The organism is Corynebacterium sp. HMSC064E07 (genome assembly GCF_001815745.1).
GTDB classification, from domain to species: Bacteria; Actinomycetota; Actinomycetes; order Mycobacteriales; family Mycobacteriaceae; genus Corynebacterium; species Corynebacterium jeikeium_D.
In genome coordinates, this window is record NZ_KV821828.1 from 65,635 (window position 1) to 82,328 (window position 16,694).

Annotated in this window: 13 protein-coding genes; all 13 read left to right on the forward strand. The window is 60.3% G+C overall.

Annotation, left to right across the window (positions count from 1 at the left end; translation table 11 throughout):
- Positions 1-194: 194 nt before the first annotated feature.
- The 13 genes from eccCa to HMPREF3053_RS08955 all read left to right on the forward strand — a co-directional run bounded on the left by eccCa (position 195) and on the right by HMPREF3053_RS08955 (position 16,666).
- Positions 195-3,968: a type VII secretion protein EccCa gene (gene eccCa, locus HMPREF3053_RS08895; RefSeq protein WP_070767591.1), complete on the forward strand. Its 3,774-nt coding sequence runs from the start codon at positions 195-197 to the stop codon at positions 3,966-3,968.
- On the forward strand, positions 3,968-5,356 hold the full coding sequence (locus tag HMPREF3053_RS08900; RefSeq protein WP_070545656.1) for a type VII secretion-associated protein: 1,389 nt from the start codon (positions 3,968-3,970) through the stop codon (positions 5,354-5,356). Before eccCa ends, HMPREF3053_RS08900 begins: the two co-directional genes overlap by 1 nt.
- Positions 5,357-5,561: 205 nt before the next feature.
- Positions 5,562-5,888 (forward strand): WXG100 family type VII secretion target, encoded by a 327-nt coding sequence (locus tag HMPREF3053_RS08905; protein ID WP_005510029.1) that lies wholly within the window; start codon positions 5,562-5,564, stop codon positions 5,886-5,888.
- 73 nt (positions 5,889-5,961) lie between these two features.
- Positions 5,962-6,249 carry a WXG100 family type VII secretion target gene (locus HMPREF3053_RS08910; RefSeq protein WP_016422090.1) on the forward strand — a complete coding sequence of 96 codons (288 nt, stop codon included), beginning with the start codon at positions 5,962-5,964 and terminating at the stop codon, positions 6,247-6,249.
- Between the two features lie 320 nt (positions 6,250-6,569).
- The gene (gene rplM / locus HMPREF3053_RS08915) at positions 6,570-7,013 is read left to right on the forward strand and encodes a 50S ribosomal protein L13 (protein ID WP_005509852.1); all 444 of its coding nucleotides are present in this window, start codon (positions 6,570-6,572) and stop codon (positions 7,011-7,013) included.
- Positions 7,010-7,570, forward strand: coding sequence for a 30S ribosomal protein S9 (gene rpsI, locus HMPREF3053_RS08920; protein WP_016422091.1), 561 nt, complete (start codon positions 7,010-7,012; stop codon positions 7,568-7,570). Before rplM ends, rpsI begins: the two co-directional genes overlap by 4 nt.
- Positions 7,571-7,790: 220 nt before the next feature.
- A complete protein-coding gene (locus tag HMPREF3053_RS08925) occupies positions 7,791-9,713 on the forward strand; it encodes an acyltransferase family protein (protein ID WP_070767592.1) in 1,923 nt (640 codons plus the stop codon).
- 43 nt (positions 9,714-9,756) lie between these two features.
- Entirely contained in the window at positions 9,757-11,445 is a 1,689-nt protein-coding gene (locus tag HMPREF3053_RS08930) for a VanW family protein (RefSeq protein ID WP_070438199.1), read from the forward strand.
- Between the two features lie 102 nt (positions 11,446-11,547).
- On the forward strand, positions 11,548-12,891 hold the full coding sequence (gene glmM, locus HMPREF3053_RS08935) for a phosphoglucosamine mutase (RefSeq protein WP_070767593.1): 1,344 nt from the start codon (positions 11,548-11,550) through the stop codon (positions 12,889-12,891).
- 16 nt (positions 12,892-12,907) lie between these two features.
- On the forward strand, positions 12,908-13,564 hold the full coding sequence (idi, locus tag HMPREF3053_RS08940) for an isopentenyl-diphosphate Delta-isomerase (RefSeq protein ID WP_016422095.1): 657 nt from the start codon (positions 12,908-12,910) through the stop codon (positions 13,562-13,564).
- Positions 13,565-13,568: 4 nt separating this feature from the next.
- On the forward strand, positions 13,569-14,594 hold the full coding sequence (gene mvk / locus HMPREF3053_RS08945) for a mevalonate kinase (protein WP_241482029.1): 1,026 nt from the start codon (positions 13,569-13,571) through the stop codon (positions 14,592-14,594).
- A complete protein-coding gene (mvaD, locus tag HMPREF3053_RS08950; RefSeq protein WP_048731502.1) occupies positions 14,591-15,568 on the forward strand; it encodes a diphosphomevalonate decarboxylase in 978 nt (325 codons plus the stop codon). Before mvk ends, mvaD begins: the two co-directional genes overlap by 4 nt.
- 12 nt (positions 15,569-15,580) lie before the next feature.
- On the forward strand, positions 15,581-16,666 hold the full coding sequence (locus HMPREF3053_RS08955; RefSeq protein ID WP_070438132.1) for a phosphomevalonate kinase: 1,086 nt from the start codon (positions 15,581-15,583) through the stop codon (positions 16,664-16,666).
- Positions 16,667-16,694: the final 28 nt, after the last annotated feature.

Below are 16,694 nucleotides of genomic sequence, written 5' to 3' on the forward strand. Positions count from 1 at the left end.
TAACTGCGCGTGCCCCCGCTATCAGTTTCGGCCATGCGCTGCGAGAATCCGGAGTGTGTTTTAAGCTATGTGCACACCGATTGGTCGGGGGATTGGCCGTCGAGTGAACACAAGGGGCGACACATAGCGGGGGGATTTTTGTGACTAGTGCACGGGCGGGGATTTCGGCTACCCGAAAAGCGGGGCCACAGCCTATGACGGGCACAATCGCGCCGGATGCGCCACCGGAAGCGCCGGAGCCACAGCCGGTGCCGCTGATGCGTGCACTCATGCCGTTGATCATGGTCGTGGCGGTGGTTGGCATGGTGGTGTTGATGTTTGTCTCTGGGATGGGACGTAACCCGATGTCGTTTATGTTTCCGCTGATGATGGTGTTTTCCACTGTGGGCATGATGGTGTCGGGCGGGGCGGGAAATAAGGACATGGCACCGGCGCGAAAGGACTATCAGAGGCATTTGTCCAGTATTCGCCGGGCGGTGGCGAAAGCAGCGAGGATGCAGCGTGAATCGGCGCAGTTTATCCACCCTCGGCCTGGAACTCTGTGGCAGCTGGGGGCGATGGGGCGGGCGTGCGAACGCCGAAAGGGGGACCCGGATTTCTTGCAGCTGCGCATCGGGGTGGCAACGCAGCAGCCCGCAACGCCTGTGACACCGCCGGCAATTCCGGCGCCCGAGAAACTGGATCCGGTTTCCGCCGTAGCACTGCGGGAAGTTATTCGATCGGCTCGTCAGGTTGAGGGAGTGCCCTTTGCCATAGATGTGTCGGCCTTTGAGATCATCGCCCTCACTGGAGATACCGCGGCGCAGGGGCTGGCTCGAGCGATGGTCGCCCAAGCCGCTGCGTTGCATCATCCGGAGGATTGCCTGATTGCAGTTGTGGGAGATGGGTGGGAATGGCTGAAATGGACACCACACCACGGACACCCCGCAGTTACTGATGCCTGTGGCTCAGCGCGGTTGCGGGCAGCGACGTGTGCGCAGCTGACGGAGCTGCTCACGGCTATCGACACACTGCCAGCTGCAGTGCTGATTGTGCTGGCGGATTCGAGCGGACAGCTCGATGTCACTGAACTGACACCGATTTTTGACGCGGCGGGGTCGGAGACCTCGGTAGTTCTGCTGACCGTCGTGGAAGCGCAGTCAACGTTGTGGGAGGCCGCGGTTAACCATGGCATCGCGCTGGTCGTTTCCACTACTGCTGTGCATGCGGAAACCGCGTCCGGAAGGGAGGAGATTGGTGTACCTGATCAGCTGAGTCCAGCAGAAGCGGAGGTTCTTGGGCGGAGCTTGGCGCGTTTTGAAGTGCCAATAAGCGCAGATGATTCTGTTAAGACCTCGGAAGATCCGGTTATGGAGGAGCTCGGGTTGTATCCGCCTCCGACAACTCTGCGCTACCGACCGCGCTCTGGCAGTGCTCGTCTGCGTATTCCCGTTGGGGCTGATGACGGCGGCGCGCCGGTCTATCTGGATTTTAAGGAGAGCGCCGAGGGCGGCATGGGGCCACACGGTCTGTGCGTTGGTGCCACAGGATCGGGTAAGTCGGAATTCCTCCGAACGACCGTGGTAGGGCTCGCAGCCACGCACAGTCCGGATCAGTTGAACTTTGTGCTGGTGGACTTCAAAGGCGGGGCGACGTTTCTGGGACTGGATCAATTGCCTCATGTCTCGGCGGTGATTACCAACTTGGAGCAGGAGCTTATCCTGGTCAACCGCATGGAAGACGCACTGCGCGGTGAGATGACGCGGCGCCAAGAGCAGCTACGTGCTGCGGGGAATTTCGCCGGTGTCAGTGACTATGAACAGGCCCGGCGCGCTGGACAGATAGATGCGCCACCTATGCCCGCGTTGCTGATTGTGGTGGATGAGTTTTCGGAGCTGCTCTCCGCACGCCCGGAGTTTGCCGAGCTTTTCGTTGCGATTGGTCGGTTGGGGCGCAGTTTGCACATGCATTTGCTGCTGGCCAGTCAGCGTCTGGAGGAAGGCCGCTTACGCGGACTGGAAAGCCATCTTTCCTATCGCATTGGGTTGAAGACCTTTTCCGTCGCGGAGTCCCGCAGCGTGCTGGGGGTTCCGGACGCCTATCATCTGCCGGCCATCCCGGGCATTGGGTATATCAAATCTGCTGCCGCCGAGCCGGTGCGTTTTCGGTCGGCGTATGTTTCCGGCCCGGTGGTCCGTCCGCAGCCTGTTGACGGTGCGGCGGCTGGGGCAGAGCAGGGGCTGCAGGGCCAGGTCGCCGCTGTCGCTGAATTTACCGCTGAAAATTGGACGCGGGAAGCTCTCGGCGCGTCGCTAAGCGATGGTGGAATGGTGGACCCGCCTGCGCAGACATCGGAGCAGACGGTGCTCGGTGCCGTGGTGGCAGCGGTCTCGCACGTACCGACACGTGCGCATCGCGTGTGGCTGCCACCATTACCGGAGGCCATCGAGCTCCAGCCCGACGAGCAGCTGCCGCGACAGCGATTGACCGGTGTGATTGGGCTGGTGGACAAGCCGCTGTTTCAGCGCCAAGACCCACTGCGTATTGACCTGCGCACAACCGGCGGGCACATGGCAATCGTCGGAGCGCCGCGGTCAGGAAAGACCACTGCCGCACGCACAGCGATCCTCGCGCTTGCCGACGGCATCAGCGCCCGTGACCTGCATTTTTATATCGTCGACTGTGGTGCGGGCGGCTTGAGCGACCTGGCTGAGTTGCCGCATGTCGCGTCGGTTGCACACCGCGGAGACGAGGAGCTTATTCGCCGTACGATTGGTTTTTTGCGTCGTGAGGTAAGTCGTCGGGAACAGCTCTTTCGCACTAATGGATGGCTCTCTCCGGAAGCAGCACGGGCGGCAGGACAGCCGGATTCGGTGTTGGTCATTGACGGCTGGGGTGCGTTCAAAACGGAGTTTCCGGCGCTGAGCGACGATGTGCAGGCGCTGGTTGCAGATGGATTGGCGGTGGGAATTCATGTCCTGCTCACGGCCTATCGCTGGACGGACATGAGACCTGCCGTTCGCGACCTGATTGGTACGCGGATTGAGCTGCGGCAGGCGGAGTCGATGGATTCAATGATTGACCGTAAGGCAGCAGAGCTGGTGCCGGAGAGCCCAGGACGCGGAGTCGCGCCGGGCGGGTTTGCGATGCTGGTAGCTCTCACCGGCGTTGCAGACGCTAAGCGGATTGCAGAGACAGCGCCGCACGGTGAGCAGGCACCAAAGCTCCAGTTGTTGCCGCGGCGGATTGATATTGCGCGTTTGCCACGACCAGCGGCCGCGACGAGAGGTGCGATTGCAGTGGGGCTCGAAGAAGCCGGTCTGGGCGCGGTGATATTCCACCCAGAAAAGGATCGTCACCTACTGATATTCGGTTCGGCAGGCAGCGGCAGAACCGCCGCGTTGAGGGGCATCGTTCACCAGTTGCGGTACTCGCAGTCGTCCTCGAAATTCGTCGTAATTGACTACCGCCGTGGGCTAATGGAGGCCGTGCCCCAAGAGCGGCTGGCCGGCTATGCGGGCTCGGCTGCGGTGGCGACACCCATGCTGGCAGAGCTGGCAGAGGTACTGAAGGCCCGTCTCCCGCAACCGGATATCACCCCAGCGCAGTTGAAGGCCCGAAATTGGTGGAGTGGTCCAACCATCAATGTCATCGTGGACGACTATGACCTCGTGGCCGGCTCGCGGGGTAACCCCTTGCAGCCGCTGGCAGAAGTCATCGCTCACGCCGCCGACATTGGGCTCAATATCTTTTTTGCCCGTCGAATCAGCGGGGCGTTGCGATCCCTCCACGACCCGGTCATGGGTGCGGTTAAGGACCAGGGTGCCAGCGTCTTTGTTATGGACGGCACACGCGACGACGGCCCCATCCTCGGCGTAAAGCCCTGCGAGCAGCCGCCGGGCCGTGGCTATTGGGTGGCGCACGGCCAGAGTCCGCAGGTTGTGCAGTTGGGGTGGTTGGATACCGCTGGTGACCAGGAGGACAGTTGATGATTCGGGTCGAATCTTCCTCCACCACCCAGACCCCGACGCTGCGCCACGGCACCTGGCACCTGTGGGGACTCGCGGCACCTGCAGACACCGCAGAACCGGCGGTGCATGGCCCTAGACCGCTTCTCGAGAGCATGCAAACAGTCATTGTGCCCAGCTATTGGGGTGCTGTGCGACAGTGCCGGTTGGCCTCCGCGCTATTGGCTGCTGAACTCAATCCGTACATCCTGACGCTTGCCGACGCCGTTGTGGAACTCGATGAGGCAACTGTGTCTCATAGCGTGTTGGTGGAAGTAGAGGAAACGCGTGTCTGTGTCACTCGTCTGAGCGGGGGCCACATTGCCAGTCGGATGACACATTTGGTCGGAGCGAACGACAGCGCACCATTGGTGGAAACAGTCATTGCGCTGGCTTATCAGCTGACCATGTATCCGGATGCGCCCCAGGGGATACCCGATGATGTGGAAGTTAGCGGTGGGCGCGGTATTACCGAGTATCCGCCCCGCTGGCAGGAGGATATTGAGTTCATCGTCGGCGAAGTTCCACCTGGGCTAGCGAACCCGCGGCGAGCTCTACTAGTCGATCGTCTGCGCGACCGTGGGTTTTTGGTCTTCGACTGTCCAGCCTCGCGGCTCGGGGAGTGCGTAAATCCGGCCTGGTTGAAAAGCATCGGCGACGCTGAAGCCGGTGAAGTGGAGCAATTGGAGGATCTCGCGGGGAGGCGTCCTGCAGCCAGGGTAGAAGCCAGCGCAGTGTCGAATCAAAGCACAGTTGTGTCAGTAGCTGCCGTTGGTTTGTTGACGGTGGTAGTGCTGATTGTTGGGATTGCTGCATGGCTCATTAGTGGCGGCATAGGCAGGGAGAACGAGGGGAGGCAGAAGCAGCGTGAGACATCGCACGCACAGGCTCCTCCTGTAACTACGCCGCCTGTAACTACGCCTCCACCCACATCGAAACCGGTTCCCGATTCTGCTCCAGTAGTCACGCTGGCCAATGCAGGCGTGGAAGCTCGGTTTCCCGGCGGGTGGGAGCTTGATTCGGCAAGTCCGTTCGACCGTCTGATTGCGGTGGATGGCGGAGATATGCGCGTATTGGTGCTCGCTAATCCGCTTTCGCAGGACATGGCGCTTGAACATCTAGCAGCAGCTTTGAGTAGCTCCGTTGCCGGGGATGAGACAAAGTCCGCGCCGGAACGCAGGCAAGTACTGGGCACCGATGTCGTAGTCGTAGAGGAGCGGCTGCCGTCAGGTAATTCGATAGTGCTCTGGCATCACAAAGTGATGGACGGAACTCAAGTCAGTGTGGGGTGCCAGTTCAGAGGAAGGACTATTACGCCGGTACGGCCCGTATGCGACCAGGCAGTAGTAAGCGCTCGGCCGGTGCCGTAATACGCAAGGGGCGTAGAGAAGGTGACCAGGGGATGGGCGGGGGGGGTAGGCAGGGGTAAAGGTTGGAAAACCAAAATGGAACCGAATCGGGGTTTTTCGCGCCAAACAATATGACGGGTTTTTAACGCGGGAAGCTGGCTGGCTCGCGCGGGGAGGTAAAAATGCCGTCGTTAATCAGTCACTCAACACGAATAAGGGGGAAACAGTGGCAAACCTATTTGCAGCCGAATCAGATCAAATGACCACTACCGCGGGGGACGTCGATGGCGTCAACTCGGAAGTACAGGGCGAGCTGGGTCGCATTCGAGGCGTCGTGGACGGTCTGGCGGGGGAATGGAAGGGCCAGGCTAAAGACAGCTTCGATGATCTGATGCTTCGTTGGGATGACGCAGCTATGCGTCTATCCAATGCGCTGACGGATATCGCGGATAACATCCGCGCAAATTCCAGCAGCTTCGATGCGGGCGAGGACGAGGGGGCGTCGTCGTTCAAGCAGGTGGCAGCAGCGGGTGCGTCGTTGCTGAACCTCTAAACGTTTTATCGAATCGCACAACCACAACACTGAATCACACAACACACATCACCTTTTGGGGAAAGGGTTCTTAATGCAACCAATTAGGTACAGTTTTGGCGGCATCGACGGTGCTGCCGATGACATTCGGTCCACTTCTGGCACCATCAACGGGCTGCTCGGAGATTTGAAGAAGCGCATCGCGCCGATGGTCTCTACGTGGGAGGGTGACTCTTCGGATTCTTACCAGGAGGCTCAGCGTGAATGGGACACAGCAGCGGAGGAGCTCAATATGATTCTCACGACTATCGCGGATACGGTCAGCGCAGGTAGCCAGCGAATGGCGGATATTAACCGCCGCGCGGCAGCTAGCTGGGGATAGCTTGGTTCCTGCTTGAGGCACTTTTGATTGAGCTATGTAACCGGGGGAGGGGAGGACATTGCTCAATTGAGATCTTCAGTTAGGTATCTGCCTTTGAAGTATTCTTGCTAGCAGCACTCCAGGGGGGGGGAAAGGCCAGTCTCAGCAGTTTGCGGCTGAGACTGGCTTTGGCATTTTTTGTTCTAGTGCCATCTCAAGGTAGAGTAGTCAAACTGTGTGCGCACACGTGAATGTTGCCTCGGGTCTCCACCGGCCGCCGGGGAATAACAACAGTGTGCACGGTGGCTGGCAAATCTACACGGACCCTAAAAGGAGTCATGTTGTCTACTTTCCATCCGAAGGACGGTGACATCGAGCGCAAGTGGTACGTCATCGACGCTACCGACGTTGTTCTCGGCCGTCTGGCTACTCACGCCGCAGACTTGCTGCGCGGTAAGGGCAAGGCTTACTTCGCCCCTAACGTCGACTGCGGTGACCACGTCATCATCATCAACGCCGATAAGGTGCACGTCTCCTCGAACAAGCGGGAACGTGAGATGCGCTACCGCCACTCGGGCTTCCCGGGTGGCCTGAAGTCGATGACCCTGGGTCGTTCCCTCGAGGTTCACCCGGAGCGTGTTATCGCTGAGGCTATTGAGGGCATGATGCCGCACAACAAGCTTTCGCGTGCGTCCATCAAGAAGCTGCACGTCTTCGCCGGTTCCGAGCACCCGTTCGCCGGTCAGAAGCCTGAAAACTACGAGATCAAGGCGGTGGCACAGTGACCAACCCACAGGACGTCAATGAGAACCAGAACGTAGAGGCCACCGAGGCTTCCTACGATGATGTTCAGGCTGCCGCTGCTGCTGCCACTGAAGAGTTCACCTCTTCCATCGGCGACGCAGTTGCTACCGAGACCGAGGCTGAGGCTGCTCCGGCTGCACCGCTGACCCTGGATCGTCCGATTCAGACTGTCGGTCGTCGTAAGCGCGCTGTCGCCCGCGTCGTTCTGACCGCTGGTTCCGGCAAGATTGTCTGCAACGGCCGCGAGCTCGAGGATTACTTCCCGAACAAGCTGCACCAGCAGGAGATCAAGGATCCGTTGGTCCTGGTCGAGCGCGAGAGCCAGTTCGACATCAAGGCCAACATCAACGGTGGTGGCCCGTCCGGTCAGGCCGGTGCTCTGCGCCTGGCTATTGCTCGTGCCCTGAACGAGTTCAACCCGGAGGAGCGCAGCGTTCTCAAGAAGGCTGGCTTCCTCACCCGCGACGCTCGTGCTGTCGAGCGCAAGAAGGCTGGTCTGCACAAGGCCCGTCGCGCACCGCAGTACTCCAAGCGTTAAGCTTTACTGCTTCGAAAAGCACCTCAGTTTGCGTATTACACGCAAGCCGAGGTGCTTTTTTGGGTTAAAGTCCGCCGTGACCAGGCATGGCTGCATTTTTGAGACAAGCCCCGTACGTTAGACTTTTATCCGTTAAAAACTGCCACGAGAATCGTTTATCGCGGTGCGATTGCAGTGCGATGAAAGTGCGATTGCAGTGCGATGGGAAGAAGGAAATCGTATGGCGGTGAGCACCACAGCCACCAAGACCTCCGACGCGAAGAGCTCCTCTAGCTCGTCGTCGGTGGCGAAGCATCCCTTCCGCATTCGACGCGTACCAGGCATTGATGGGCTGCGCGGTCTGGCCGTTGCCACAGTGGTGATCTACCACTACTTCGATAATGTGCTGCCCGGTGGCTACATCGGTGTGGATATCTTCTTCGTGCTCTCCGGATTTCTTATCACCTCGCTTCTGGTGCGCGAACGCGCGGTCACTGGGCGCATCGATCTAAAGGACTTCTGGCTCCGTCGACTGCGCCGCATCGCTCCGGCTGCGATGTTCGTGTTGTTTATTTCCATCGCCGTCGCAGGTCTGGTCGGCGGGGATCCCGCTGTTGGCTTGTCGACGCAGTTTCTCGGCACGGTCTTTTTCGTCAATAACTGGACGCAGATTGCGGGTTCTCAGTCCTATTTCGCGGATTCCGGAGTGCAGCTGTTAGCGCACTACTGGTCACTGTCGGTGGAGGAGCAGTTCTACTTGCTCTGGCCATTGATCTTTGTGGCTCTTCTCGCCCTGAAGCTGGCATCTCGCAAGCTGGCAGCAGTGGCGGGCATTGGGGCGGTTGCTTCTTTCGTGTGGATGGTCTCGCTCTACGATCCGAAGGTCGACCCCACGAGGGTCTACTACGGTACCGATACTCACGCCTTTGGACTCCTGTTTGGCGCGGCCCTCGCATTGTGGTTGACATCGACGTCGTCACGCGCAGAGGCGGACTCCTGGCCACGCACAGAACCCCTGCTGCGGGACTTCTTTGGCAGTTCTGCCCAAGCTTTCGTAGTGGCCTCGCTGCCTCTGATCTTCCTTTCGTTGGTTCTGCTGATGATGTCGGATACTGCGTCGGCGACTTACCGCGGTGGGTTGGTGTTCGCCTCGTTGCTGTCGGTGGCGATTCTCTATCTTGTCGTTCGCGGTGTCTCACCCGTGCGTCAGATTTTTGAGTTCAAGCCACTGTGCTGGCTGGGAAAGATTTCCTTCTCGCTGTACCTGTGGCACTGGCCGGTCATCGTGCTCATCCGCGAACTGCTGGAGCGCAATGAGGCCATGCAGTATGAGAACCTCGCTGCCTTCGCAGGCATCGCGCTATCGCTGCTTTTGGCGAACTGGTCGTACAAGAATGTGGAATCGCCAATTCGCCGGATGGGTTACCGCCGTTGGATGTCGCAGTTTTCGGGCACGCAGTTTGCCGGTTCCTGGAAGCCGCGCGTTGCAGCAGGGCTGGCGCTGGTCGTCGTGGTTGGTGCAGTTGTGGGAATGGCCACGGCGCCGAAGATGACGCGTTTGGAGGCACAGCTACAGGAGGCAGCTGAGCGCCGTGCACAGGCACAAAAGGCGGAGGAAGCCGAGTTGGCCAAGCGCGTTATGCCGCGTGGTGACCAGATCACCGCTATCGGCGACTCTGTGATGCTCGCCTCGGCGTCCGCGTTGGAAGAGAAGCTGCCCGGTATCTATATCGATGCGGCTGTTTCTCGTGGTTATCCGGCTGCGCCAGAGATTATCGCCAGTATGAAGGCGGCGGGTACGCTCGATCCATTCGTCGTGCTGGGTCTTGGTATCAACCAGTCGGCTGCGGCATCGGACGAACACCTGTTGGATGAGATCCTCGATTCGCTGGGTGAAGACCGCATCATTGTCCTCATCAACCCGTACGGTGATCGTGTGTGGATGCCGCAGTCGGAGAAGGAAGTCCTCGACGCGGCAAAGAAGCGCGACAATGTCTATGTGTCTGACTGGTGTCATGGTGTGCGTGATGATTTGTCCAAGCTGCGCGCGGACCTTATCCACCCGACCCCGGATGGCGCCGAGGTCTATGCCAATGCCGTGGTCGATGCTTTCCAGCAGTATGCGAAGAACAAGAAACGCATTCCGGACACCTGCGGAATCTAATAAAAATCTAGTTAGTAGTGTTTCCACGGTAAAGTAAGTGGCTGTGGCCAAACAAAAGTCTTCCTCCAGTCACCGTGGATTAAAGATTTTCCTCGGCATCGTCCTCGGTATCTTCGCACTCTTCGGTGTGTTTTACGCTGTCGATTACGTGCTGAACAAGGACCATGTCCCGCGCGGGTCTACCGTCGCGGGTATTGACATCAGCACGCTGAGCGCGAATCACGCTGAGGCGAAGCTCGAAGAGCAGCTCGGTGATCTTTCCACTCATCCAGTGGCGTTTCGTGCCGGCGAACGCACGGCGGAGGTTCTGCCCGAGGAGGCGGGGCTGAGCATCGACTGGGAGAAGACGGTCGCGCAGGCGGGTAAGCAGACGGCGAACCCAGTTACCTGGGTGCGCAGTTTCTTTACTACCCGTGAGCTGGATTTGGTCAGCGATATCGATAGCTCTAAGTTCGAGCCGCAGGTCGACCGTCTCGTCGGCGAACTGACTATTGCTCCCGTCGATGGTGAGGTCAAGCTTGTCGACGGCCGCGTGGAAACAACTCCACCGGTCATCGGCCAAGATGTCGACCGCAATGCGGTCAGCGGGGATTTGGCCGCCAAGTGGTTGTCGCCGGAGGGTATCGATGTAGAGACCACCGCGCACGACCCGGCTATCGGTGAGGATCAGGTCCGTGAGGCAGCTGAGGGAGAGGCCGCCGATGCGGTGTCGGGCCCCATTGTTGCCAAGGGCCGTGATGGCAAAGATGGTGTAATTCCTCCGGAGCGCATGGCTGAAATCATCAGCTTTGTGCCGCGCGACGGTGGATTGGCCGCCGATATTAATGTCGACCGCGCACGCGAGATCCTCGAGGAGGGGCTGGCTGCTTCCGAGGTTGATAAGCGCAATGCGTCGATACGCTTCAGCGGTGGTTCGCGTGAAGTGGTCCCCTCGGTTGATGGCGTAGCCGTGAAGTGGGATGAAACTATGAAGGACTTCGCCGAGCGTGTGACTTCGACGGATAAGCGCGAGTTCGATGCGGTCTACGAGGACAAGCCCGCCACCTACACCACCGAACAAGCGGAAAGTGCCACCTTCGATGATGTCATTGGTGAGTTCACCACCGGTGGCTTCAGCTCGGCATCGGGAACAAACATTGCCCTGGTGTCGCAGATGGTCAACGGCGCATTCGTGGCGCCGGGCGATACATTCAGCCTGAACGGCTACACGGGTCCGCGCGGTACTGCGCAGGGTTTTGTCGAGTCGGGCATCATCCTCAACGGCCATGCGGATAAGGCTGTCGGCGGTGGCATTAGCCAGTTCGCTACCACTTTGTACAATGCTTCGTACTTTGCGGGCATGGAGGATGTCGCGCACACTCCGCACAGTTACTACATTTCGCGTTACCCGGCCGGCCGTGAGGCGACGGTGTACGAGGGCGCAATCGACCTAGCGTTTAAGAACAGTTCCGACACTCCGATTCTCATCGAGGCCGTTACTACTGGCTCCGACGTCACTGTGCGCATCAAGGGTGTGAAGAAGGTCAACGTTGAGTCCATCAATGGTGGACGTTGGGCATACACGCAACCACAGCGTATGCAGGTCAGTGGCAGCTCTTGCCAGCCGTCGTCGGGTGCGCAGGGCTTCACCACTTCCGATACACGCGTCATTCGGGACCTCTCGGGCGCGGAAATATCGCGTGAAACTCAGACTACGGTTTATGACCCGCAGCCAATTGTGTCCTGTGGCTAGTCTGGATTCGCCTGCGCGACCGGCTAAAGTAATACAGCATTGACAATGCAATAGTCCGCGATACCAAAACTCATAAAACCCCCAAGGAGTGGTCTAGCAACAATGGCACGTCTTTTCGGAACTGATGGCGTCCGCGGTTTGGCGAATAAGACTCTGACCGCACCGCTGGCAATGCGGCTGGGTGCTGCTGCGGCCACTGTGCTGACTAGCGGCACGAATCCGTCGGGGCGTCGTCCCCTGGCCATCGTTGGCCGCGATCCGCGTGTCTCCGGTGAGATGCTCGCCGCAGCGCTGTCTGCCGGCATGGCTTCCCAGGGCGTCGACGTTTTGCGTGTCGGCGTGCTGCCCACTCCGGCTGTCGCTTTCCTCACCGACGACTACGGTGCCGACATGGGTGTGATGATTTCGGCTTCTCACAACCCCATGCCGGACAACGGCATCAAGTTCTTCGCCGCGGGCGGCACCAAGCTTGACGACGCGGTGGAGAAGGAAATCGAACACGCTCTCCACAACCTGCCGGAGACCGGCCCCACGGGCACCGGAGTGGGGCGTGTCATCGAGGAGGCCCCAGACGGGCTCGACCGCTACCTGTTCCACCTCTCCCGTGCGGTCAGTACCAAGCTCGACGGCATTCGCGTCGTGGTGGATTGTGCAAATGGTGCTGCTTCGCAGGCAGCCCCCATGGCGTACGCGGCCGCCGGTGCCGACGTCGTCGCTATTCACGACAAGCCGAACTCTTACAACATCAACGACAACTGCGGTTCCACCCACATTGAGGTTTTGCGCGCGGCAGTGCTGGAGCACGGCGCGGATCTGGGACTGGCTCACGATGGCGATGCCGACCGCTGCCTGGCTGTGGATTCGCAGGGCAACATCGTCGACGGTGATCAAATCATGGCCATTCTGGCCGTCGCCATGAAGGAAGAGGGGCTGTTGCACCACAACACGCTGGTGGCCACTGTGATGAGCAACCTCGGCCTCAAGCTGGCGATGGAGGAAAACGATATCGCCCTGCGCACCACCAAGGTCGGCGACCGCTATGTGCTGGCTGATTTGAACGCTGGCGGTTACTCGCTCGGCGGTGAGCAGTCGGGGCACGTGGTCATTCCGGATCACGCCACCACTGGTGACGGCACCCTCACCGGTCTGTACCTCATGGCGCGGATGGCACGCACTGGTAAGTCTCTGGCTGAGCTGGCCTCCGTAATGAAGGTGCTGCCGCAGACTCTGATCAACGTACCGGTGTCGAACAAGGCCGCAATTCTGGAGTCTGATGAGGTCAAGGCCGCCATCGAGGCAGCAGAGGAGAAGCTGGGTTCCACCGGCCGCGTGCTGCTGCGCCCGTCCGGCACCGAGGAGCTCTTCCGCGTAATGGTAGAGGCCGCCGATGCGGAATCGGCGCGCAAGATTGCCGGGGAGTTAGCTGCTGTCGTGGCCGCAGTCTAAAGTCAGGAGTGTGGAAATGAATGATGCGCCAGAGGACATTAAAGCCCGTTTTGCCCCGGGTGAAGCCGACATCCAGGTAGAGGTAGTCGATCGTGACGGTCGAGTTCTCGGTACCGTCGGCAAGCTTGAAGCACACGTTCCGCCGGGAATTTTGCACCGTGCCTTTTCTCTTTTCCTCTTCGATGAGCAGGGACGCATGCTGCTGCAGCGCCGTGCGGAGTCGAAGTATCACTCACCACTGTTACTGACGAATGCGACCTGCTCGCACCCACTGCCGGGGGAGCCGGTGGCCGATGCCGTTGAGCGTCGTGCGAAGGAAGAGCTCGGTGCGGATGTCTCCCAGTTGGAGGAAATCGGCATTGTTATCTACCAGGTCATCGATGATCGTTCGGGATTGGCAGAGCACGAGTACAACCACGTGTACGCCGGCATCGTCGATCCGAAGTCGGTGGATATCAACCCCGATGAGGTCGATGAAGTGGTGTACGTGACCCCGCAGGAGCTCGCAGAACGTCGTGCGAACGAACCGATGACGGAGTGGTTTAACCACGTCTGGGGTGTCGGGGCGGAGAAGTTCTCCAAGTACGGTTTCGACATTGCGGGTGTGCCGGGTATCCATGGCCCCGCAGAGGCGCAGGCTGCCGCACAGTCGGTTTCGGAAAAGGATGTGTAGCTTCGTGACCAGCGTAGAAAACGCCAGCGTCGACGACTTCGGCCTCGACAAGTCCGAGGAATTGGAGACCGGGGAGTTCTATGCCCTGGCCAATGAACAGGGTGCCGCATTCGGTGAAGGCCATGCCAAGTCGATTTTGTTGGGTGAGCACTCTGTCGTCTACGGCAAGCCGGCTATTGCGCTGCCGGTGACGTCGCTGCGCACGATGGCGTGGATTGACCGCGTGGAGGATTCTCCAGTCCTGTTTTCCATGGACGGCGAGGTCATCGACATCGACGAGCTGCCGGAGCGCTTTGCCTCCATCGCCGCTGCACTCCGCGCTGGCCTGCGCACCTTCGGTATTCCCGAACGCGACCTGCTGGTTCGTCTCCGCTCTGGTATCCCGCCCGCCGCAGGGCTGGGTGGTTCTGCCGCAGTGGCACATGCGCTTATCGACGCAGTGCGTGACCTCGCCGATGGCACTCTGACCGAGCGTCAGCGCTTTGACCTGGTGCAGGAAGCTGAGCGTCTGGCGCACGGTAACCCCTCTGGCCTGGATGCCACGGTTGCCCGCGCATCGCGTCCGGTTTACTTCAAGCAGGGTGAGTTCCATCCGCTGAAGGTGGCCAAGAAGATGTTGCTGGTGCTGGGGGATACCGGTGTGCGTGGTTCGACGTCGCTGGCCGTTGCCCGCGTGCGTGGTTTCGTCGATTCCCACCGAGTCCACGGCCAAGAGTTGTTGGACCACTTGGGGCAGCTGGCCGATGGCGCGGTGCACAACCTGGCCAAGGGCGATTTTGCCCGTCTGGGACATCGCATGGACTCGGCGCAGGAAGCGCTAGAGGAACTAGGTGTTGGGCATGAGTCCATTACCGATCTCGTCACTGCCGCCCGACTGGCAGGTGCCCACGGGGCAAAGCTCACTGGTGCCGGTTGCGGTGGCTGTGTGATGGCGCTGGCAGAGTCCGCCGATCACGCGGAACTGATTAGCCATGCCATGATGGGCGCCAATGCCGTTGCTACTTGGACTGTGGAGGTAAATCCCTCGTGACCACGACCGCTACCGCCGTCGCTCATCCCAACATCGCTCTGATTAAATACTGGGGCAAGCGCGATGAGGCCGTGCAGCTACCGGCCACAGGTTCGCTGTCCCTTACTCTGGGCATCGCTCCGACGACGACCACGGTGTCGCTTATCGACGATCCCAGCGTCACCGCCGACTCGGGCACTCTGAACGGCCAGGAGATGGTGGGCAAGGACCTCTCCCGTGTCCAGAAGTTTTTGGATTTGGTCCGCGAGCGTGCGGGCAGCACTAGCTTCGCAGAGGTGACCAGCACCAACGAGATTCCGACGGGTGCGGGTCTGGCTTCGTCCGCGTCAGGTTTTGGCGCTCTCGCGCTGGCCGCGGCGAAGGCCTACGGCCTGGACTACACCCCGGAACAGCTCTCTGCTCTGGCCCGTCGCGGTTCGGGCTCGGCCTGTCGCTCTATTTTCGGCGGCCTCGTTGAGTGGCTGCCCGGCGATGACGATGCTTCCAGCCACGCAGTGGCTCTGCCGGATTCCGGCCTGGATCTCTCCCTGGTCGTGGCGGTTTTGGCCCCGGGGCGCAAGAAGATTGACAGCCGTGCCGCCATGCGTCGCACGGTCGAGACATCACCGTTCTTCCCGGCCTGGGTGGAGCAGGTGCCTCGTGATATCGAGGACATGAAGGCCGCCATTGCCGCTGCGGACTTCACTGCGGTCGGCGAGCTTGCCGAGGCCAATGCCATGCGCATGCACGCCACTATGCTGGGGGCTCTTCCTCCGGTGCGGTACTGGAATCCGGATTCGGTGGCGGCTCTCGATCTCGTCGCTACGCTGCGTGACGAGGGCACCGAGTGCTACGCCACCATGGATGCCGGGCCGAACGTGAAGGTGCTGTGCCGCAGCGGCGATGCCGAGACCATCGCGGATCGTTTCCGCGCAGAGTTCGAGGATATTGACGTGCTGGTTTCCGGCTCCGGCCCCGGCGCTTACCTGGTGTAGCTGGGGGAGTAGTTGAGCAACGCTAAAGGCGGACCTATCGAAGGCGAGTCCATCGGCCGTGGCTGCGGCAAGCTGTACCTCACTGGTGAGTATGCGGTGATGGATGTCGAGGGGCTGGCCGTCATCGCAGGTGTCGACCGCTATGTGACAGTTCGGTGCCGCGATGCCGAACCATCGCAGCCGGTCTCTCGCGTGTACTCCAGCTATTACGGCCCGCAGGGGCGCGTCATTGATATCGATGCACCAGATGACATCGCTACCCATACGATTTCCCTGGTCTATCGCATTGCTGCGGGCGAGTTGGAAAACACCCCAGAGCGCCCCATAAATATCGTCATTGAATCAGACCTCGATGACGCCGACAGTGGTGCGAAGTATGGCCTGGGATCCTCCGGGGCTGTCGCTGTGGCTGTAACTCGTGCGCTGGGGACGCACCTGGGTCTGGAGCTGGATTCACTGGACGTGTACAAGATTGCGATGGTGGCCACGCTTCTGGCTGGTGCAGCTGGTTCCGGCGGCGATATCGCGTGCTCCGCGCACGGCGGGGTGGTGCTCTATCGCCGGCCGAATCCGACGGCGCTCGCAGAGCTCGTGGCGGCTGATCCTGTCGCTGCCGTGGCGGCACCGTGGCCGAATCTTCGCATTGACGCCCGCACCGACCTCGGTGGGCTACAACTGTTGGTCGGCTGGACGGGCAGTCCGGTGAAGACGGACTCGCAGTTGAAGAAGGCCGGTGGCGCAGACCGTGATTTTGTGCGCGGGGTCTCGTCGATAAGCGAAAGACTCTGGCAGGCGCTTGCCGACGGCGACCACACGGCGGCGTTTGCCTGCCTGCGTGAGAATCGGACGCTGCTGCAGGACTATGAGCGTGAGCGTGCTGTGTGCATCGAGACGGAGAAACTGAAAGCGCTCGCCGACATCGCCGATGGCGCGGGGGCCGCGGGCAAGAGCAGTGGCTCCGGTGGTGGTGACTGTGGAATCGCGCTGGTGGGAGTCTCAAAAGATGCCGATGCCGAGGAGACTGCCGCGGACATCACCGCGCGCTGGCAAACCGCTGGCATCCAGCCGTTGCCGCTGAAGCTGGCCGCTCAACTTTGACCACAGTTTTTTGACCGTAGAATTTAAG

Coding starts and splice junctions, on each gene's coding strand:
- HMPREF3053_RS08910 (WP_016422090.1), top strand. CDS start 5,962: ATGCAACCAATTAGGTACAGTTTTGGCGGCATCGACGGTGCTGCCGAT.
- HMPREF3053_RS08900 (WP_070545656.1), top strand. CDS start 3,968: ATGATTCGGGTCGAATCTTCCTCCACCACCCAGACCCCGACGCTGCGC.
- glmM (WP_070767593.1), top strand. CDS start 11,548: ATGGCACGTCTTTTCGGAACTGATGGCGTCCGCGGTTTGGCGAATAAG.
- eccCa (WP_070767591.1), top strand. CDS start 195: ATGACGGGCACAATCGCGCCGGATGCGCCACCGGAAGCGCCGGAGCCA.
- idi (WP_016422095.1), top strand. CDS start 12,908: ATGAATGATGCGCCAGAGGACATTAAAGCCCGTTTTGCCCCGGGTGAA.
- HMPREF3053_RS08925 (WP_070767592.1), top strand. CDS start 7,791: ATGGCGGTGAGCACCACAGCCACCAAGACCTCCGACGCGAAGAGCTCC.